Source organism: Nocardioides silvaticus (assembly GCF_003160695.1).
GTDB lineage: Bacteria > Actinomycetota > Actinomycetes > Propionibacteriales > Nocardioidaceae > Nocardioides > Nocardioides silvaticus.
Window position 1 is genome coordinate 57,411 of sequence record NZ_QGDD01000008.1, and the last position, 19,794, is coordinate 77,204.

20 protein-coding genes are annotated in these 19,794 nt (G+C 70.8%); 7 read left to right on the forward strand and 13 right to left on the reverse strand.

The features are described 5' to 3' along the window. The first annotated feature begins 20 nt into the window (after positions 1–20). Genes DJ010_RS16585 through DJ010_RS16595 form a run of 3 tightly spaced genes read left to right on the forward strand, consistent with a single transcriptional unit; the run spans position 21 to position 2,796 of the window. Positions 21–980: a metal ABC transporter substrate-binding protein gene (locus DJ010_RS16585; protein ID WP_158283042.1), complete on the forward strand. Its 960-nt coding sequence runs from the start codon at positions 21–23 to the stop codon at positions 978–980. Further along, positions 977–1,792: a metal ABC transporter ATP-binding protein gene (locus DJ010_RS16590; RefSeq protein WP_211318838.1), complete on the forward strand. Its 816-nt coding sequence runs from the start codon at positions 977–979 to the stop codon at positions 1,790–1,792. Before DJ010_RS16585 ends, DJ010_RS16590 begins: the two co-directional genes overlap by 4 nt. Further along, the gene (locus tag DJ010_RS16595) at positions 1,789–2,796 is read left to right on the forward strand and encodes a metal ABC transporter permease (RefSeq protein WP_109695810.1); all 1,008 of its coding nucleotides are present in this window, start codon (positions 1,789–1,791) and stop codon (positions 2,794–2,796) included. The genes DJ010_RS16590 and DJ010_RS16595 overlap by 4 nt, the downstream gene beginning before the upstream one ends. A 6-nt stretch (positions 2,797–2,802) precedes the next feature. Here DJ010_RS16595 and DJ010_RS16600 read toward each other — a convergent pair whose 3' ends face one another. The 5 genes from DJ010_RS16600 to leuA all read right to left on the reverse strand — a co-directional run bounded on the left by DJ010_RS16600 (position 2,803) and on the right by leuA (position 7,889). Further along, positions 2,803–3,624: a neutral zinc metallopeptidase gene (locus tag DJ010_RS16600; protein WP_109695812.1), complete on the reverse strand. Its 822-nt coding sequence runs from the start codon at positions 3,622–3,624 to the stop codon at positions 2,803–2,805. 62 nt (positions 3,625–3,686) lie between these two features. After that, entirely contained in the window at positions 3,687–4,487 is an 801-nt protein-coding gene (locus tag DJ010_RS16605; protein WP_109695815.1) for an isoprenyl transferase, read from the reverse strand. A gap of 19 nt (positions 4,488–4,506) precedes the next feature. Further along, positions 4,507–5,241 (reverse strand): DNA repair protein RecO, encoded by a 735-nt coding sequence (recO, locus tag DJ010_RS16610; RefSeq protein WP_109695817.1) that lies wholly within the window; start codon positions 5,239–5,241, stop codon positions 4,507–4,509. Between the two features lie 26 nt (positions 5,242–5,267). Continuing rightward, positions 5,268–6,137 carry an alpha/beta fold hydrolase gene (locus DJ010_RS16615; protein ID WP_245927632.1) on the reverse strand — a complete coding sequence of 290 codons (870 nt, stop codon included), beginning with the start codon at positions 6,135–6,137 and terminating at the stop codon, positions 5,268–5,270. Positions 6,138–6,158: 21 nt separating this feature from the next. Beyond that, on the reverse strand, positions 6,159–7,889 hold the full coding sequence (gene leuA, locus DJ010_RS16620; protein WP_109695819.1) for a 2-isopropylmalate synthase: 1,731 nt from the start codon (positions 7,887–7,889) through the stop codon (positions 6,159–6,161). A gap of 210 nt (positions 7,890–8,099) precedes the next feature. Here leuA and DJ010_RS16625 point away from each other — a divergent pair, with 210 nt between their 5' ends. The 4 genes from DJ010_RS16625 to DJ010_RS16640 are packed head-to-tail and all read left to right on the forward strand — an operon-like array spanning position 8,100 to position 11,627. Continuing rightward, entirely contained in the window at positions 8,100–9,413 is a 1,314-nt protein-coding gene (locus DJ010_RS16625; protein WP_158283043.1) for a YncE family protein, read from the forward strand. Positions 9,414–9,444: 31 nt separating this feature from the next. After that, positions 9,445–9,936 carry a flavodoxin family protein gene (locus DJ010_RS16630; protein ID WP_109695823.1) on the forward strand — a complete coding sequence of 164 codons (492 nt, stop codon included), beginning with the start codon at positions 9,445–9,447 and terminating at the stop codon, positions 9,934–9,936. A gap of 34 nt (positions 9,937–9,970) precedes the next feature. Continuing rightward, positions 9,971–10,780: a septum formation family protein gene (locus tag DJ010_RS16635; RefSeq protein WP_109695825.1), complete on the forward strand. Its 810-nt coding sequence runs from the start codon at positions 9,971–9,973 to the stop codon at positions 10,778–10,780. Then, positions 10,773–11,627, forward strand: a complete 855-nt coding sequence (locus DJ010_RS16640; RefSeq protein WP_109695827.1) for a septum formation family protein — start codon at positions 10,773–10,775, stop codon at positions 11,625–11,627. Before DJ010_RS16635 ends, DJ010_RS16640 begins: the two co-directional genes overlap by 8 nt. A gap of 264 nt (positions 11,628–11,891) precedes the next feature. Here the strand turns inward: DJ010_RS16640 and era are convergent, their stop codons facing one another. From era to DJ010_RS16680, 8 genes are all read right to left on the reverse strand, one after another. Further along, on the reverse strand, positions 11,892–12,926 hold the full coding sequence (gene era, locus DJ010_RS16645; RefSeq protein ID WP_439331698.1) for a GTPase Era: 1,035 nt from the start codon (positions 12,924–12,926) through the stop codon (positions 11,892–11,894). Then, positions 12,923–13,726 carry a siderophore-interacting protein gene (locus DJ010_RS16650; protein WP_109695829.1) on the reverse strand — a complete coding sequence of 268 codons (804 nt, stop codon included), beginning with the start codon at positions 13,724–13,726 and terminating at the stop codon, positions 12,923–12,925. Before DJ010_RS16650 ends, era begins: the two co-directional genes overlap by 4 nt. Positions 13,727–13,748: 22 nt before the next feature. After that, entirely contained in the window at positions 13,749–15,041 is a 1,293-nt protein-coding gene (locus DJ010_RS16655) for an SAM-dependent methyltransferase (RefSeq protein ID WP_109695831.1), read from the reverse strand. Then, positions 15,041–16,423, reverse strand: coding sequence for an FAD-binding oxidoreductase (locus tag DJ010_RS16660; protein ID WP_109695833.1), 1,383 nt, complete (start codon positions 16,421–16,423; stop codon positions 15,041–15,043). Before DJ010_RS16660 ends, DJ010_RS16655 begins: the two co-directional genes overlap by 1 nt. A 231-nt stretch (positions 16,424–16,654) precedes the next feature. After that, a complete protein-coding gene (locus DJ010_RS16665) occupies positions 16,655–17,008 on the reverse strand; it encodes a cytidine deaminase-like protein (protein ID WP_109695835.1) in 354 nt (117 codons plus the stop codon). Continuing rightward, positions 17,001–18,302 carry a hemolysin family protein gene (locus DJ010_RS16670; RefSeq protein WP_109695837.1) on the reverse strand — a complete coding sequence of 434 codons (1,302 nt, stop codon included), beginning with the start codon at positions 18,300–18,302 and terminating at the stop codon, positions 17,001–17,003. The genes DJ010_RS16665 and DJ010_RS16670 overlap by 8 nt, the downstream gene beginning before the upstream one ends. After that, entirely contained in the window at positions 18,289–18,744 is a 456-nt protein-coding gene (gene ybeY, locus DJ010_RS16675) for an rRNA maturation RNase YbeY (protein WP_109695839.1), read from the reverse strand. Before ybeY ends, DJ010_RS16670 begins: the two co-directional genes overlap by 14 nt. A 7-nt stretch (positions 18,745–18,751) precedes the next feature. Beyond that, positions 18,752–19,768 (reverse strand): PhoH family protein, encoded by a 1,017-nt coding sequence (locus DJ010_RS16680; RefSeq protein ID WP_109695842.1) that lies wholly within the window; start codon positions 19,766–19,768, stop codon positions 18,752–18,754. Positions 19,769–19,794 lie beyond the last annotated feature (26 nt).

A 19,794-nucleotide genomic window follows, 5' to 3' on the forward strand; every position in this document is an offset into this window, starting at 1 on the left:
ACTAGTTGAGAATGATTCTCATGCGCTGGCCGATCCTCTGCACTGTCGTCCTCTCGCTCAGCATCGTTGCGAGCGGGTGCTCCGCCTTCGACGAAGGCGGGGCCGACTCCGACGACGGGGTGACGGTGGCGGCCGCGTTCTACCCCCTCGCCTATGTCGCCGAGCGGGTGGCGGGCGACCACGCGGACGTGGAGCTGCTCACCCAGCCGGGCACCGAGCCGCACGACCTCGAGCTCGACGTCGGCGAGACCGCCGAGATCGCCTCGGCCGACCTGGTCGTGTTCCAGCACGACTTCCAGCCCGCCGTCGACGACGCGGTCGAGCAGAACGCCGAGGGCGTTCCGCTGGACGCGTCGGAGGTGGTGGACCTGCTGGCGGCCGAGGAGTCCCACGGGGAGCACGAGGAGCACGAGGGCGAGGCGCACGAGGGCGAGGAGCACGAAGGCGAGGAGCACGATCACGGAGACACGGATCCGCACTTCTGGCAGGACCCGCTGCGGGTCGCCGACCTCGCGGACGCGGTCGCGGACGAGCTCGCCGAGATCGACCCGGACCACGGCGACGACTATCGGTCGAACGCAGCCGACCTGAGGACCGACCTGCAGTCGCTGGACGACGACTACGTGGCAGGCCTGGCCGACTGCGAGCGCGACACGATCGTGGTGTCGCACGACGCGTTCGGCTACCTGGAGAAGTACGGCGTGCACCTGGCCCCGCTCGTCGGCCTCTCCCCGGACGCCGAGCCGACCCCGGCGGTGGTCGGCGAGCTCCAGGAGCTCATCGCGGACGAGGGGATCACGACGGTGTTCAGCGAGCCGCTGGAGCCCGACCTGGTCGAGAGCCTGGCAGCCGACCTCGATCTCGGGACCGCCACGCTCGACCCGATCGAGGGCCTGACCGACGCCTCGTCCGGCGAGGACTATCTTTCACTGATGCGGTCCAACCTCGACGCGATCAGGGAAGCCAACGGATGCCGATGACCCCTGGCTCCACGCCAGCGGTCTCGATCGCGGGTGGGGCGGTCGAGATCGGGGGCCGGCCCGTGCTCCGCGGGATCGACCTCGACGTCGGGGAGGGCGACTTCCTGGCCCTGATGGGGGCCAACGGTTCCGGCAAGTCCACCCTCGTCCGCGCCCTGCTCGGCCTGCGCCCGGTGAGCGCCGGGGAGGTCCGCTTCTTCGGCACGCCGCTCGACGACTTCGGAGCCTGGCAGCGAATCGGCTTCGTGCCCCAACGGGCGACGGCGGCGTCCGGCGTACCCGCCTCGGTCTGGGAGGTCGTGGCCGCCGGCCGGTTGACCCGCCGCCGGCTGCTGCGACCGCTCACCCGCGCCGACCGCGCCGCCATCGAAGAGGCGCTCGAGGTGGTCGGCCTGGCCGACCGGCGGCGGGACGCCGTGAGCCACCTCTCCGGCGGCCAGCAGCAACGGGTCCTCATCGCTCGCGCGCTCGCGGGCGAGCCCGACCTGTTCTTCCTCGACGAGCCGACCGCCGGCGTCGACCTGCCCAACCAGCAGGCCCTCGCGGGCGCGCTGGGCGCGCTCAAGGCACGGCAGGCGACGGTGGTGCTCGTCGCGCACGAGCTCGGGCCGCTCGCCCCGCTGGTCGACCGGGCGGTGGTGATGCGGGACGGCCGGATCGTCTACGACGGGCCGCCGTTGCGCGACCACGAGGCGCACGAACCGTGGTTCGCCGAGCCGCACACGCACCACCACCACGCCGGGCCGTCGCACCGCGACCACGCGCCCCGGGTGGCCTCGCCGCTGGACCCGCCGAACGGAGGGGTCCGATGAACGCCATCGAGCTCTTCGAGCTGCCGTTCATGCAGCGCGCACTCATCGCGGCCCTGCTCACGGGCTTGGCCGCACCCGCGGTCGGCACGTTCCTCGTCCAGCGCCGGCTGGCGCTGATGGGCGACGGCATCGGCCACGTGGCCGTCACCGGCGTCGCCCTGGGCCTGGTCACCGGCGCGTCTCCCCTGTGGACGGCGGTGCTCGTCGCGATCGCGGGATCGATCCTCCTCGAGGTCATCCGCGAACGCGGGCAGACCAACGGCGACGTCGCCCTCGCGCTGCTCTTCTACGGCGGGCTCGCCGGCGGCATCCTGATCAGCGGCATCGGCAACGAGAGCGCTGCCTCGCTCCAGCGGTACCTCTTCGGATCCCTCACGACGATCTCCGTCGACGACCTCCTGGTGACCATGGTGCTGGCACCGGCGGTGATCTTCCTCTGCCTCGGCCTCGCGCCGCAGCTCTTCGCCGTCGCGCAGGACCAGGAGTTCGCCCGGGTGGCGGGACTGCGGGTCCGGTTCTACAACGTCCTGGTCGCGGTGCTCGCCGCGGTCAGCGTGACGGTCGCCATGCGCACGGTCGGCCTGCTCCTGGTCTCAGCGCTGATGGTCGTGCCCGTGGCCACGTCGCAGCAGCTCACGCGCTCGTTCCGCACCACGATCGCCGCGGCGATGGTGCTCGGCACCCTCGCGTCGGTGGGCGGCCTCGTGCTGGCGGCGGTGGCGTCGACGCACGACATCAACGCGACGCCCGGCCCGACCATCGTGCTGCTTGCTCTCGCCGGCTACGTGATCGCCTGGCCGGTCGGGGTGTGGACCCGCCACCGCGCCCGACTGCGCGCCCCGTTCCCCGAGACGGTCCCGACCGACCACGAGCCGGCCGGCGAGCACCCGCACCAGCACGGCCCGCGCTGCGGGCACCTCGCGGTCCCGCACGACGATCATGTCGACTACGTCCACGACGGACACCGCCATGCCGAGCACGGCGCGCACTACGACGAGCACTAGCTCCGATCAGTTGGTCATGCCCGGCAGGCAGCCGGGGACGCCGTCGGTGCGACCGAGGTTGAACGCCTCGATCCGCTGGAAGGAGTCGCCGTGGTCGCCGCTCATGCCCCACGGGACCTCGTCGGCGATGAAGTTGAGGCCGTCGACGATCTCCTTCTCGTCGCCCGGCTCGAACTCCAGCGTCCCGTCGTCCCTCGAGCCGTAGAGGACGGCGCCGGCGAGGCAGTCGGCCTGCAGCTCGTACTGCTCCGACTGGAGGTCCATCGACAGGTCCGCCTGGATCGCGTGACCCCACTCGTGGGCGATGATCAGGTAGGGCCAGGAGTCGCCGATCTCGTAGCCGAGCTCCAGCAGCGTGATGTCCCAGGCGACGTAGTCGCCGTCGGGGCAGTAGAAGGCGTTGCCCGGCGGCAGCACGTCGCCATAGCAGGTCGGCGCGTTCTCGGTGTCGTAGCCGTCGTAGATGCCGTCACCGTTGAACACGTTGGGCGCGGTGTAGTTGCCGGTGAAATAGTCCTTCCAGTGCGTGGCCCACCAGCCGTCGGCCACCTGGCGGGCGGACTGGATGTCCTCGGCCAGCTCCGCCTCGTCGACGTCGCCGGTCGGGGAGATCGTCATCGACTCGGTGGTCGGCACGTCCGTGGTGGTCGTGTCGCTCGGCGGCTCCGTGGGGTCCGACGCCCCCGTGTCCTCGGCGCCCGGGGTGACCGTCTCGAAGACGGTCTCGACGTCGGTCGCTTCGCCGTCACCGTCGTCGCCGCAGGCGGCGAGGGAGAGGGACGCGGCGAGGGCGAGCGCGACGAGGCGGGCCAGACGAGGGGGATTCATGGCGCGAAGCGTATTGCCCGCACCGCTGGATCGGCAGGAGATTCGCACGAGTCAGACCGGTGTCACACCGGGTCGGCGCCGCCGTACCTCCGGTCGCGCCTGGCGTAGGCCTCGACCGCCTCCCACAGATGCCGGCGGTCGACGTCGGGCCAGAGCACGTCGGAGAAGACGAGCTCGGAGTAGGCGGCCTGGAACAGCATGAAGTTGGACAGCCGCTGCTCCCCCGACGTGCGCCAGATCAGGTCGGCGTCGGGGAGCTCGGGGACGTAGAGGTAGCGACCCAGCGTGCGGTCGTCGACCTTCGCCGGGTTGACCCGCCCGGCGGCGACGTCCTGGGCCAGCGCCCGGGCCGCGTCGCCCAGCTCCGAGCGACCGCCGTAGTTGACGCACATCGTCAGGGTGAGGACGTCGTTGCGCTTCGTCATCTCCTCGGCGACCTGGAGCTCCTTGATCACCGACTTCCACAGGCGCGGTGCCCGCCCGGCCCAGCGCACGCGGACGCCGAGCTCGTGCATCTCGTCGCGTCGGCGGCGGATCACGTCGCGGTTGAAGCCCATGAGGAACTTCACCTCGTCGGGGCTGCGGGACCAGTTCTCCGTGGAGAAGGCGTACGCCGAGATCGCCTTCACGCCGATCTCGATCGCGCCCTCGACCACGTCGAACAGCGAGTGCTCGCCCTGCTCGTGCCCTCTGGTGCGGGGCAGCCCCCGCTCCTTGGCCCACCGGCCGTTGCCGTCCATCACGATCGCCACGTGGTGCGGGACCAGCTCCGCCGGGATCGCCGGGGGCCGCGCGCCCGACGGGTGCGGGGTCGGCGGACGGGGCTCCCGACGCGAGGTCGTCGATCGGCTGCTGCGGCGCACGGGTGAAGGCTAGACGACCCTACGGGGCCGCCCGCTCGACGTACGGCAACGACCGCAGGCCGCGCTCGAGCTGCCACTGCACGAACGCGGCGACCAGCCCGCTCGCCTCGCGGACGTGGCGCGGATCGGCCGCCTCGACGACCGGCCAGTCCCCGGAGAGGAGCGCCCCGAGGAGCGTGAGCGTCTCGGGGGCGGGGCTGGCGGAGCCGGGGATCCGGCAGGTCGCGCAGAGCACGCCGCCCATCGACGGGTTGAACCACCGGTGCGGCCCCTCGCGGCCGCAGTGCGCGCAGTCGGAGCAGGACGGGGCGTAGCCGGCGACGGCGAGCGAGCGCAGCAGGTAGGAGTCGAGCACGTGCCCGGCCGCCCGCTCCCCCGACGCCATCGCGCGCAGTGCGCCGAGCAGCAGCAGGAACTGCTGGACGGCAGGCTCCCGCTCCTCCACCACCAGCCGCTCGGCGGTCTCCAGCATCGCCGTGCCGGCGGTGTAGCACTGATAGTCGGCGCCGAGCGGTGCGGCGTACGACCCGTGCGCCTCGGCCTGCGTGATCGTGTCGAGGTTGCGCCCCACGGCGAGCTGCAGGTCGACGTGCGTGAACGGCTCGAGCCGCGAGCCGAACTTGGACGTCGTGCGGCGCACGCCCTTCGCGACGGCGCGCACCAGCCCGTGCTGACGGGTCAGCAGGGTGATGATGCGGTCGGCCTCACCCAGCTTGCGGGTGCGGAGCACGATCGCCTCGTCGCGGTAGAGCACCCGCCCATTCTGCCGCCCACCACCGACTAGTTCGCGGTACGCCGTGTGCGCCGCGCCGGGCGCCAGCAGTCGAGCACGAACTTCGTGGCCGCCAGGTCGAGCCGCTCGGGCGAACGGCGCCACTCCAGGATCGACGTGGCCTTCACGAACGTCGTGTTCGGGAGCTCGCTCGCGACCATCTCCGCGTCCGACGCGGGGTGCAGCGGGTCGCGCGGGTGGCCGACGACCAGGGTCGGCGCCTGGATCCGGCGGCGCTCCGAGGCCGGCGGCGCCACCCGGCCGAAGAACAGCCCGTGGACGTACGCCGCCAGCGGGCCCGGCTTGTGGTCGAGCGTGTCGAGGCCGATCCCGATCCACCACGGCACGACGCCGCGCGGCACCCGCCGGGTCACGAACCGCAGCCCGGAGAACGCGAACGGGAACACCCGGGCACCCAGGAGGAGGGGCGCGAACGACACGATGGCGACCTCGAGCGCGTTGTCGAGCACCGGCATCTCCACGATCAGGCCACGCACCCGCTCCGGGGCGATCGCCGCCACCTCGAGCGCGACGTTGGCCCCGAGCGACGTACCCCCGATGACCGCCTGCCCCGCACCCAGCTCGTCGAGCAGCGCGACCACCTGCCGCGCGAACGACGTCACCGAGTAGGCGAACGGGTCGTCCGGCTTGTCCGACCTGCCGTGCCCGAGGAAGTCGAGCGTGACCACGTGGGCACCGTTGGCCGCAAGGGTCCGCGCGAGGTGGTCGTGCATCCGCCGCGGGATCAGCAGGCCGGGCAGCAGCACCACCCAGGCGTCGCCGGTGCCGTACTCGGTGTACTCCAGGCGGTCACGACCGCCGTCGGTCTCCAGGAAGAACTGGCCGACCCGCTCGGAGGCGAGGTGTCGTTCGCTCACCCCTCCATCCTGACAGGCGCCTCAGCTCCGGTGGGGGATCGTCTCGGCCTGGGCCCGGTTGGCGGCGCAGACCACCGCGCGGAGCGACGCCGTGACGATGTTGTGGTGGATGCCGACGCCCCAGACGATCTCGCCGGCGATCTCGCACTCGACGTACGCCGCCGCGACCGCGTCGCCGCCCGAGGAGAGGGCGTGCTCGGCGTAGTCGAGGACACGGATGTCCGCACCCGCCTGCCGCATCCCGTCGACGAACGCCGCCACCGGCCCGTTGCCCAGGCCGGAGAAGGTGCGCTCCTCGCCGCGGACCACGAGGTTGACCTGCTGCTCGTCGTCGCCCTCGGCGTCGGTGACCGAGCTCCAGCTCGTCAGCTCGTAGGGCTGGGTGCGGTCGAGGTACTCGGCGCGGAAGATCGACCAGATCTCCTCCGGCGTGACCTCCCCGCCTTGCGCGTCGGTGTGCTGCTGGATGACCCGGCTGAACTCGATCTGGGCTCGCCTCGGCAGGTCGAGGCTGTGCTCGGCCTTCAGCACGTAGGCGACCCCGCCCTTGCCGGACTGGCTGTTGACGCGGATGACGGCCTCGTAGGTGCGGCCGACGTCCTTCGGGTCGATTGGCAGGTACGGCGCCTCCCACGGGATCTCGCCGACCGGCTTGCCGGCGTCCTCCGCGATCCGGTCGAGGTCCTCCAGACCCTTCTTGATGGCGTCCTGGTGGGAGCCGGAGAAGGCGGTGTAGACCAGGTCGCCCGCGTAGGGGTGGCGCGGGTGGACCGGCAGCTGGGTGCAGTACTCGACGGTGCGGCGGACCTCGTCGATGTCGGACAGGTCGACCATCGGGTCGATCCCCTGGCTGAACAGGTTCATCGCCAGCGTGACCAGGTCGACGTTGCCGGTGCGCTCGCCGTGCCCGAACAGGCAGCCCTCGACCCGGTCGGCACCGGCCATCAGCGCGAGCTCGGTCGCCGCGACCGCCGTACCCCTGTCGTTGTGGGGGTGCAGGCTGATCGCGGTGACGTCGCGCCGCGTCAGGCCGCGCCCGAAGTACTCGATCTGGTCGGCGTAGGTGTTGGGCGTCGACATCTCGACGGTCGCCGGCAGGTTGAGGATGATCTCGCGGCCGGGCTCCGGCTGCCACACGTCGGACACCCGCTCGCACACCTCGAGCGCGAAGTCGGTCGGCGTCTGGGTGAAGATCTCGGGGCTGTACTGGTAGCCGAAGTCCGACCCGGACAGCAGGTTCTCGGCGTGCTTCATCACCCACTCGGTGCCGCGCGTCGCGATCGCGATGCACTCGGCCTCCGAGACGTTGAAGACGACGCGCTGGAAGAGCGGGGCGGTCGCGTTGTAGAGGTGGACGGTCGCCTTGTCGGCGCCGACCAGCGACTCGACCGTCCGCTCGATGAGGTCCTCGCGAGCCTGGGTCAGCACGGAGATGCGGACGTCCTCCGGCACCTTGTCGTCCTCGATGAGCTGGCGCACGAAGTCGAAGTCGGTCTGGCTCGCCGCCGGGAACCCGACCTCGATCTCCTTGTAGCCCATCCGGACCAGGAGCTCGAACATCTTCATCTTGCGCGCCGGGCTCATCGGGTCGATGAGTGCCTGGTTGCCGTCACGCAGGTCGGTGGAGAGCCACCGCGGCGCCTTCGTGATCTTCTGGTCCGGCCAGGTGCGGTCCGGGACGGTGACGGGCTGGAACGCGGTGTAGCGGTGGAACGGCATCCCGCTGGGCTGCTGCTCGGGAATGGTGGTCATGACTTACCTCGATGATCGGCGAACGATGGGCGCCGGTCGCGCACGAACACTCCGCAGCGAGGGGGTCCGGCAGATTCAGACCTCGCTGCGGCAACCAAGAAGAAGCGCGCGCATCATGACGGGAGCCAGATTAGCATCCGCCCGACCACCTATCGACGGGAACCATTCTTGAACACCTCTCGGGTACGTCGGACCTGCGGCGTCGTGATCGTGACCACCGCACTCGCCGTCACTGCGGCTCTCGCCGCGCTGCAACCGTCGGCTGGGGCAGACGCACGTACTTCGCTGCGACTGGACGGCTTCTTCGATCTCGCGGTGGACGAGGCCCATGGCCACGTATACGTCAGCCAGGACAGGGGCTCCAGCGAGCTGGTCGTCCTCGACCTGAAGGGCGAGCCGGTCGGTGTCATCGCCGGCATGGGTGGAGCCCGCGGACTCGTGCTCTCCGAGGACGCCACCCGCTTGTACGTCGGGCTGTCGGACGACCACGCCATCGCCGAGATCGACACGTCCACCCTCGAGGTCGTCGCCGAGCATCCGTTGCCGAGCTGGACAACCGGCTCGCAGACGATGCCCTCGTGCCCGCAGGACCTGGTTCGCGTGGGCAGACTTGTGGTCTTCGGCGATTACTGTCCCAACAAGTTCAGCGCGATCAGGATCTTCGACCCAGCTACCGCGGACGTGCCCGTGACCCATCCCGGATCCGGGAGCGGCCGACTCGTGTTCTCCGCTGCGCACGGGATCCTGGTCGCGTTGATCGGCGGATACGACATCTCGTCCTTCGACGTCGAGGCGGATCCTGTTGCCATCGTCGACCGTGGCGACACTTCCGTCCTCAACCAGACCACGGACCTCGCAGTGATCCCCGGCACCGACCGGTTGGTCGTCGAATCCGGGCTGGTGCTCGACATGCGCGACCTCTCCGTCGTCGGCGCGTACGACGGAAGCCCGGTGAACGCACCGACCCAGCCAGAGCCCGAGACCGTCGTCGCACGCGAGGACGGCGTGGTGGCGTTCGGACTCCACCGCTACTCGCCGGCAGGGGACGTCCGGGTCTACTCGACGACAACGCACCTCATGCGCGACCACGCGTTCGTGAGCACCGACGACCCGATCTTCCAGGACGAGGAGCTGAGCTTCCGCCGGCGATCCCTCGAGTTCGGCGAGGAAGTGCTCTACGGGATCGAGTTCGCCGATCGGGGCTCCGAGGCTCGCTTCTGGGCCATCCGGCCGCGAGAGGACACGGTCCTCCGCGTCACCACCCGGAAGAAGCGCTATGCCCGTGGCGAGAGGGTGACGGTCGACGTTCGGGCCGCGGGCCCCCTCCAGTCACGCCGCGGCATCGCCTGGATCGAGCGATGGGACCGCAATGACCAAGTCAGCGGCCGAGTTCCCTACCGGCTCGATCGGAGCGGTCACGCAGTGGTTCGGTTCGCGCTCCGTGTGAAGTCGACCATCCACGTCACCCTGAACGACGGCGGCGATCTCGTCGTCAGCGCCAAGATCATCGGATTCCGGCGCTAGCCGTGCCGGCGAGCCGGGTAGCGTTCCGCGGATGGCCCGACTTCTCGTCGTCCACCACTCCCCTACCCGCTCGACCCAGGCGCTGTTCGAGGCGGCGCTGAGCGGGGCAGGCGACGACGCGATCGAGGGGGTCGAGGTCGTCGTACGGTCGGCGCTGGAGGCGACCGCTGACGACGTGCTGGCGGCGGACGGCTACCTGCTGGGCTCGCCGGTGAACTTCGGCTACATGAGCGGGGCTCTCAAGCACTTCTTCGACAGCACCTTCCTCGCCGTCGGCGGGGCGCTCGATCCCGGCGGCGGGGCCGGCGAGTCGGAGGGTCAGACGAAGGGGCGGCCCTACGGTCTCTGGATGCACGGTCGCTACGACCTCACCGGCGGGGTGCGGGCGGTGCAGTCGATCGTGGGTGCGCTCGGCTGGAAGCAGTCGTACGACGTGCTCGCCCTGCTCGGGGACGTCACTCCCGAGGACGAGTCGGCGGCGTACGAGCTGGGCGCTACGATCGCGGCACTGCTCAGCACCTGACGGACATCGGACCAGACCAGCGAGGGAGACGGCGATGAGGCACGCCCGCGCTCTCGTTGCCGTGCTCGGCCTTCTCCTCGTGATGTCCGCGCTGGTCGCCTGCTCCTCGGAGCCGCAGGGCGAGAACGTCGACCCCGACCAGGTCGACTCCACCGCCCTCCCCGAGCTCGGCGTCTGCCGCATGCTGACCCCCGCCGACGTCGAGCTGCCGGCCAACGCCACCAGCACCGTCGACTGCAAGGAGAAGCACACCGCCGAGACGTTCGCGGTGGGCGAGCTCCCCGCCGAGTTCGACGACGTCGACTACGACGACTCCAAGCTCGGCGAGTACGCCTACCGGACCTGCATGAAGAAGTACGCGAAGTTCCTCGGCGCCGACGAGAGCCTGGTGCTGCGGACGATCGTGAGCTGGGCGTGGTTCCGGCCGTCGGAGAAGGCGTGGGACGACGGCGCCCGCTGGTACCGCTGCGACGTCGTGGGCGGCAACGCATCGAGTGAGGAGTACCGGCCGCTGCCCCAGACGGCGAAGGGCCTCCTCCTCGGTCGTCCCGACGACCGCTGGCTGGTCTGCGCGACCGGGGAGACGGTTGCTGAGGGTGAGAAGGTGCCCTGCGCCCAGGACCACCAGTGGCGTGCAGCCACCACGATCAAGGTCGGCGAGCCCAAGGACGAGTATCCCGGCGACGAGGTGGTCGCGAGCCGCACCAAGGCGTTCTGCGCCGAGTCGATCAAGGCGTGGCTGAACTACCCGGCGCGCTTCGAGTACGCGTTCACCCACTTCCACGAGGCCGAGTGGCAGGCCGGCATCCGGCGGTCGGTGTGCTGGGCGAAGACGCGTGACTGATCGCGGCGTACGACGCCGCGCGGCGCCGTACCTCCTGGCGACGGGTCTCGCCGTCACCTTCCTCGCAGGATGCTCCGGCGGCGGTGACGACGACCAACCGGCCGAGACGGGGACCTCCACGGCGGCCCCGACTTCGCCGCCCACCGCGGCGCCGCCGCCCGCGGCGCCGAAGGACGGTGCCTGCTACGCGCTCAGCTTCCGGCAGGCGCTCGCACCCACGAACTCCTCGAAGCCCACGGCCTGCAAGGGGCGCCACACCTCCGAGACGTACGCCGTCGGCGTGCTCGACACCGTCGTCCAGGGTCATCTGGTGGCCGTCGACTCCCAGCACGTCCAGGCCCAGGTCGCCGAAGCGTGTCCCGCCGCCCTCGCCGACTTCCTCGGCGGCGACCAGGCCGACCTGCGGCTCAGCATGATCCGCCCGGTGTGGTTCACCCCGAGCCTCGCCCAGTCCGATCGCGGCGCCGAGTGGTACCGCTGCGACGTCGTCGTCGTGGCAGGCGACGAGGTGCTCGCCGAGCCGGACACGAGCCTCGAGGGCGCGCTCGACGACGACGCCGTCCGCGACCGCTACGCCATGTGCGGCACTGCCGCCCCCGACGCCGAGGACTTCGAACGCGTCATCTGCTCCGCGGACCACTCCTGGCGTGCCATCCGTGTCGTCCCCTATGACCCGGGCGAGTACCCCGGCGTCGCCGCCGCCAAGGATGCCCTCGAGACCCCCTGCTCCGACGCCGGGCTCGACGTCGCCGACGACCCGCTGGACTACCGCTGGGGCTACGAGTACCCCACGAAGGAGCAGTGGGAGATGGGCCAGACCTGGGGTCTCTGCTGGGCCCCCGACTAACGGCCGACCCGTCGCAAACTCACGCCTCAGAGTCGCCGACCCGTCGCAAACTCACGCCCCAGAGTCGCCGACCCGTCGCAAACTCACGCCCCAGAGTCGCCGACCCGTCGCGAAGTACGCGACGGGTCGAGGCCATTCGCGTGGAAGTTTGCGACGGGTCGGCGGTGTCCGCGTGCGAGTTTGCGACGGGTCGAGGCCAACTGCGTGCGAGTTTGCGACGGGTCGGCGGTGTCCGCGTGCGAGTTTGCGACGGGTCGGCGGGGGTCAGAAGCCGAGCTTGCGGAGCTGGCGGGGGTCCCGCTGCCAGTCCTTGGCGACCTTGACGTGGAGGTCGAGGTAGACGGGGGTGCCGAGGAGGGCTTCGATCTGCTTGCGGGCGACCGAGCCGACCTGGCGGAGGCGGGTGCCCTTCTTGCCGATGACGATGCCCTTCTGGGAGTCGCGCTCGACGTACAGGTTGGCGTAGATGTCGAGGAGCGGCTTGTCGTCGGGGCGGCCGTCGCGCAGGCCCATCTCCTCGACGACGACGGCGATCGAGTGCGGGAGCTCGTCGTGGACGCCGTCGAGGGCGGCCTCGCGGATCAGCTCGGCCGCGAGGACCTCCTCGGGGGCGTCGGTGAGGTCGCCGTCGGGGTAGAGCGCGGGGCCCTCGGGCATCCGGGCGACCAGGAGCTCGGCGAGCAGACCGACCTGGTCGCCTGCGACGGCGGAGACGGGGACGATCTCGGCCCAGTCGGTGCCGGTCTCACGGCCGAGCTCGGCGATGTCGAGGAGGTGGGCGGCGATCCGGTCGGGCTCGGCGAGGTCGGTCTTGGTGGCCACCGCGATCTTGGTCGTACGACGCACCTTGCCGAGCTCGTTCACCAGGAACCGGTCGCCGGGGCCGATCTTCTCGTCGCTCGGGAAGCAGACGGCGACCACGTCGACCTCCGACCACGTGGCCATCACCAGGTCGTTGAGGCGCTCCCCTAGCAGGGTGCGCGGCTTGTGGAGTCCGGGGGTGTCGACGAGCACCAGCTGCCCGTCGGGGCGGTGCACGATGCCGCGGACGACGGTGCGGGTGGTCTGCGGCTTGTCGGAGGTGATGACGATCTTCTGTCCCACCAGGGCGTTGGTGAGCGTCGACTTGCCGGCGTTGGGACGGCCGACGAAGCAGGCGAACCCGCTGCGGAAGCCCTCCGACGCGGTGAACGTCGCCGGAGCCGGCGCGGGCATCGCGCCGAAGTCCTCGTCGAAGTCCTCGTCGTCGAAGTCCTCGTCGTCGAAGTCCTCGGACTCGTGGTCGAACTCGCGGCTCATTGCTGTCCCTGTTCCTGGGCGGCCCGCGCGGAGTCGTAGTCGGCCCAGATCTCGTCGTCGGTCTTGCCGGCGGCCTTTCCGGCGCGCCAGATGGGGCCGGGGTCGACGGGGCGCGGCTGGCGGGCGGCGACGGCGCGCCAGTAGCCCATCACGTCGTACGCCGTCGACGGCAGCCTTCGCTCCCGCATCAGGTGCTTGCGGATCGCCCGCATCTGTGCGGACTCACCGGCCATCCAGAAGTAGCCGTCGCCCTCGGGCCAGTCGATCCGCTCGACGATCTCCGCCAGCCGGCTCGACCTGTCCGGCCCGTCCAGCCCGATGAACGCCACGTCGGCGCCGCCGGGCAGGTAGTCGGCGAGCTGCTCGACGTCGCTGACCTCTGCCCACACCCGCGTCGGGACCGACCGCCCGTGGGTCTCCACGATCCGCGCCATCGCCGGCAGGGCGGTGAGGTCGCCGACGAGGAGCAGCCAGGCCGCGCCGTCGGGCATCGCGAACGATCCCTTCGGCTCGGTGATCGTCACCTGGTCGCCGACGCAGTCGCCCGAGGCCCACTCGGTGACCAGGCCGACCTCATGGACGACGACGTCGAGCACGAGCTCCCCGCCGGACCACGACCGCACCGTGTAGTAGCGGCTCTGGAACTGGCCGGGCACGACCAGTCCGACCCACTCGTCCGGGACGCCGGTCGAGGTGAACCCGGCCAGCCCGGGACCGCCCAGGGTCAGCCGCACCAGGTGTGGGGAGACCTGGTCGCGCCGGAGCACGTCGGCGACGTACTGCTCGGCGCGGGTGCTCACCCGCCCAAGGCTATCGAGTGCCCTACCAGGTCGGCCTCAGCGGGAACCCGTTGCCGCCGTCGTCGCCGAGCCTGGCCGCCAGGATGTGGTGCAGCTGGATCTCGTTGCGCTCGAACGACAGCCGCGACGCGGCCATGTAGAGGCCCCACACCCGGCAGGTGTTCTCGCCGACCTCGGCCACGCAGGCGTCCCAGTTGGCCTCCAGGTTCGCGCACCACCCGGCGAGGGTCCGCGCGTAGTGGAGGCGCAGGTTCTCGACGTCGTGCACCTCGAGACCGACGTCGTGCACCGCGCTCACCAACCGCCCCGGGGCAGCGAGCTCGCCGTCGGGGAACACGTAGCGGTCGATGAACTCGCCGGGCTTGTGGCTCTGGTGGCTGCTGGCCCGGGTGATGCAGTGGTTGAGCAGCCGCGCCTCGGGCTTGAGCTTGTCCTTGATGAACGTGAAGTACGACGGGTAGTTGCGCACGCCGATGTGCTCGGTGAGCCCGATCGAGCTCACGGCGTCGAAATCGCCCTCCTCGACCAGCCGGTAGTCCAGGTGGCGGACCTCGGCGAGGTCGTCCAGGCCCTGCCGCTTGATCTCCTCCTGCGCCCACTCGGCCTGCTGCTGGGATAGGGTCACCCCGAGCGCCTTGACGCCGTACTCCTTCGCCGCATGACGCACCATGCCGCCCCAGCCGCAGCCGAGGTCGAGCAGCCGCTGGCCGGGCTTCAGGTCGAGCTTGCGGGCGACCAGGTCGTACTTGGTGGTCTGCGCCTCCTCGAGGGTGGCGGTCTCATGGGGGAAGACCGCGCAGGTGTAGGTCATCGAGGGCCCGAGGACCATCTCGTAGAACCGGTTGGAGACGTCGTAGTGGTGGTGGATCGCCTCGGCGTCGCGGGTCAGGCTGTGCCGGAAGCCCTCGAAGATCCGGCGCACGCGCGAGGGCGCCTCCTCAGCGGGCGGCGTCGGCGGGACCAGGTGGCTGACGCCGAGCGACCGCACCAGCGTGACCAGCTCCGACGGGCTGGGCCGACGGAACTTGATGCCGTCCTTGAGCACCACGAGCGCCTCGTAGGGGTCGCCGGGGTGGGTCCCGAACAGCTGGAGGTCGCCCGACACGTACGCGCGAGCCATCGCGAGGTCGGGGTCGGGCGAGCTCATCAGGTAGCTGAGGCCGCGCTCGCTCGCGATGTGGAAGCGGTACGGCGCGTCCTCGGGTCCGGCGCCGCTGCCGTCGTAGGCGGTGATCCGCAGCGGGAGCGGCTCCCGCATCAGGCTGTCGAAAGCCTCCGCGATGGAGAGCTTCCGGGCGGTCGTGGACTGTGTCATCAGCGGCTCCTCACAGCCTTGTCGTAGAGAGTGGTCAACCTGTCGTCGGGGTCGTGCCGCCGCTTCACCGCGGCGAGTGCCGGGCCGTTGTAGAGCCGGTCGAAGGTCTCGGGGTCGTAGAACGCCTCGGAGTAGAGGCTCTTGTGGCCGCCGAGGTCATGGACCTTGGCCTCGATCGCCCGGTTGCGCGGGGCGTTCACGGCGTCGGGGCCGACGTGGACAGTGCCCCAGAAGCCGACGTTGACGTACGTCGCGCCGGGCTCGAGCGGGTAGGCGGTCCAGCCTCGGCCGCCGGTCGAGCCCCTCGAGACCAGCGGGCACAGCCACACCGGTCGCATGCCGATCTCGGCGTCGAACCAGTCGAGGAACTCCGGCAGCCGGTCGGCCGGCACCTCGATGTCCTGCACCACCCGCTCGCGCAGCGGCCGGCCGGCACGGCGGTCGAGCCGGTCGGCGATCCCGAGCTTGCGGTCCAGCCCGAGCAGCCGCATGTAGACGTCGGAGCGGCGCTTGCTCGCGGGCCACAGCCGCCGGAGCACCGGGTGCTGCGCGCCGAACGCGCCCGAGCACCAGAACCAGTCGGTGTCCCACCGCCACAGGTAGTCGTAGATCGTCAGCAGGTCGCTGTCCCGCTGCTGGATCGACCGGTAGTAGACCTGCTGGCCGGTGTAGTCGCTGACCTCGCCCGCACGGTCGGTCCACCGCGCAAGGGTCAGGTAGTACTCCCCCGGCGCGAACGCGACGCCGTCGAGCCCGTCGACGCGTGCGCCCTCGTGCTCGCCCGAGCGGGTGATCTCCTCGATCGTCTTGGCGAGCAGGCCGGGGTCGTCGAAGCGGACGTGCCGGAGCGCGACGTACGGCGGTACCGGCTCGAGCTCGATGCGCAGCCGGGTGGCGTAGCCCAGGCTGCCGTAGGAGTTCGGGAAGGCGTCGAACAGCTCGTCGCCCGGACGCACCGTCACCACCTCGCCCGCCCCGGTGAAGACGTCCATCTCGAGCACCGACTCGTGCGGGAGGCCGTTGCGGAAGCTGGTGGACTCGATGCCGAGACCGGTGACCGCGCCACCGAGCGTGATCGTGCGCAGCTGCGGCACGACGAGCGGGATCAGCCCGTAGGGCAGGGTGGCGTCGACCAGGTCCTCGTAGGTGCACATGCCCTGCACCTCGGCGACGGGCGGCCCCTCGGCGGGGTGCGGGTCGACCTCGATGACGCCGGTCAGTCCGCTGACGTCGAGGCCGGGTGCCGAGCTCGCGGCCCGGGCGCGGAACAGGTTCGTCGTCTGCTTCGCCAGCCGCACCGGTTCGCCGGGCGGGATGGCACGGTAGGAGCTCCCGAGCCGTTCGACGGCCCGCCGGTGTTGGTCCCAGGCACGGTCAGCCACGCGACGAAACTACCCCGCACCGCAGGGGGACGGGCAAGTGGAAAAGTTTGCCCGGTTCGGCTGTCACCGCGATCGGACCGTGCCAAGATCGCTTCCCGTGAGCCCCACCCCCGGGGGCCCGGCCAGCGTGGCGTTCCTGCTCGCCGGCGAGGCTGTGATCTCCGGGCAGGGTGGCACTGCGGCGGGCCCGCCCCTCACCCGGGGCGGGCCGCCATCACCTCGGCAGGGCGTTCAGAGCGCGAGCGTGTCGGCGATCGTCCCGCGCGGGTCGCCCACGTGGACCAGCACCCCGGAGGCGCCGGCGAAGTCGCCCAGGACCGCCCGGTCGGAGTCGCCCAACCCGCCGGACTCCCCCAGCACGACGACCGCGTCCACCCCGGTGGAGCCGGAGGCGACCGCCATCGCGACGCAGGCCGCGACGGCGCTGAGCTGCAACGACGGGAGCGCGACCGTGGCCGCGGCGTAGGTACGCCCGTCGGTGTCGCGGGCGGCCGCACCCTCGGCCGCACCGATGCGCGCGCGGGTGGCGCGCGCGAGGGTGACCAGCTTCTTGTCCTCGGCTGTCAGGTCAGGGAGCTCAGGCATGCGAGTGATTATCGTCGAGCTCGACCGGCGCCAGCCTGCGGATCCGGACCGTGCCGACCTTGTTGCGCCGCCCGGCTGCCTCCTCGGCCTCGAACCGCAGGCCGTGGCACTCCACGGCCGAGCCCGGGATCGGGACCTTGCCGAGGTGCTTGGCCATCAGCCCGCCGATCGAGTCGACGTCCTCCTCGTCGACGTCGAAGCCGAAGAGCTCGTCGAGGTCGTCGATCGGGTAGCGCGAGGACACCCGCACCTCGCCGTCCCCGAGGTGCTCGACGAGGACCTCTTCCTCGTCGTACTCGTCGGTGATCTCACCGACGATCTCCTCGAGCAGGTCCTCGATGGTGATGAGTCCGGCGGTGCCGCCGTACTCGTCGACGACGACCGCGATGTGCTGGCGCCCCGCCTGCATCTCGCGCATCAGGTCGTCGACCGGCTTGGAGTCGGGCACCCACACGACCGGGCGCATGATCTCCTCGACCCGCTGGGTCAGCTCCACGTCGGGCGCCTCGAAGTCACGGCGGACGACGTCCTTGAGGTAGGCGAAGCCGCGCACGTCGTCGAGGTTCTCACCGATCACCGGCACCCGGGAGAAGCCCGAGCGCAAGAACAGCGAGAGCGTCTGCCGCAGGTTCTTGTAGGTCTCGATGTAGACCACGTCGCCGCGCGGCACCATCACCTCGCGGACCGTGGTGTCGCCGAGCTCGAACACCGAGTGGATCATCTTGCGCTCGTCGGACTCGATGACCGCGGACGCCTCGGCGATGTCGACCAGCTCGCGCAGCTCGGTCTCGGTCGAGAACGGACCTTCGCGGAAGCCGCGGCCCGGGGTGATCGCGTTGCCGATCATGATCAGCAGCTTGGGGAACGGGCCGAGGATCCGGGTGAGCGCCCACAGCGGCCAGGCCGACCAGAGCGCGACGGTGTCCGCGTGCTGCCGGCCGAGGGTGCGGGGGGCGACGCCGACCACGACGAACGAGACGACGAGCATGGCGCCGGTCGCGATGCCGACCTGGGCCCAGTAGGACCGGTCGACGTACTCGGTCACCAGCACGGCGACGAGGACGATGGCCGCGATCTCGCAGAGCATGCGGACGAACAGCGCCGTGTTGAGGTAGGGCGGCGCGTCGTCGAGCACCACCACCAGCCGCTGCGCGCCGGCCTTCTCCTCGCCCTCCAGCTCGCCGGCCCGGGCCCGGGAGAACCCGCCCAGCGCGGCTTCAGCGGCAGCGAAGAGCCCCGCCATCACGACGAGGACCGCCGCGGTGACGAGCAACCAGAAGTCACCGCTCGGCATCGCGCCACTCGGCCAGCAGGCGGTCCTGCAGGCCGAACATCTCCTTGTGCTCCTCGGGCTCAGCGTGGTCGTAGCCGAGCAGGTGGAGGATGCCGTGCACCGTCAGCAGCTCCAGCTCGGCGACGGTGCCGTGGCCGGCCGCCTCGCCCTGCCGCTCGGCGACGGTCGGGCAGAGCACCAGGTCACCGAGGACGCCCTCCTCGGGCTCCTCGGTCACCAGGCCGGGCCGCAGCTCGTCCATCGGGAAGGCCAGGACGTCGGTCGGGCCCTCCTTCTCCATCCACTGCGCGTTGAGCTGCGCGATGGTGTCCTCGTCGACGGCCTTGATGCAGAGCTCGGCGAGCGGGTGCACCCGCATCCGGTCCATCACGAACCGGCTGAGCCGCGCGAGCTGCTTGACGTCGACGCCCGTGCCGGACTCGTCGAGGACCTCGATGCTCACGAGGGAATCATCCATGGGGGCGCTGGGGCCTCGCCACGGGGGCGGACTGCTCGACGCGGGCGTCGTACTCGTCGTAGGCCGCGACGATCCGGCCGACGAGCTTGTGCCGCACGACGTCGTGGGCGGTGAGCCGCACGAAGGTCAGGTCCTCCACGCCGTCGAGGATGCCCTCGACGATCCGCAGGCCCGAGGTGGTGCCGGACGGCAGGTCCACCTGGGTCACGTCGCCGGTGACGACGATCTTCGAGCCGAAGCCGAGCCGGGTGAGGAACATCTTCATCTGCTCGGGCGTGGTGTTCTGCGCCTCGTCGAGCACGATGAAGGAGTCGTTGAGCGACCGGCCGCGCAGGTAGGCCAGCGGCGCGACCTCGATGGTGCCGGCGGCCAGCAGCTTCGGGATCGACTCGGGGTCGATCATGTCGTGGAGCGCGTCGTAGAGCGGCCGCAGGTAGGGGTCGATCTTCTCGCTGAGCGTGCCCGGCAGGAAGCCGAGCTTCTCCCCCGCCTCGACCGCGGGCCGCGACAGGATGATCCGGTTGACCTGCTTGGACTGCAGCGCCTGCACGGCCTTCGCCATCGCCAGGTAGGTCTTGCCGGTGCCGGCTGGGCCGATGCCGAAGGTGATCGTGTGCTTGTCGATCGCCTCGACGTACCGCTTCTGGTTGAGCGTCTTCGGGCGGATCGAGCGGCCGCGGTTGCTGAGGATGTTCATCGACAGCACGTCGGCCGGGCGCTCGGTCGTCTCGGTTCGGAGCATGCTTGCGACGCGCTCGACGGTCTCGGGCGTGACGCCCTGACCGGTGCGCAGGATCGCCACCAGCTCGTCGAGCAGGCGCTCTGCGAGCGCGACCTCGCCCGGGTCACCGTGGAGGGTGATCCGGTTGCCGCGGACGTGGATCTCGCAGCCGAAACCGCGCTCGATCAGGCCGAGGTGCTCGTCCCCGGGGCCGAGCAGGCTGACCATGTCGATGCTGTTGGGCACCACGACGGTGTGACGGGTCTGGTGCGTGGGTGAGTTGGTCATCCTTGCCCGGAGGGGCGGCCTTCCTG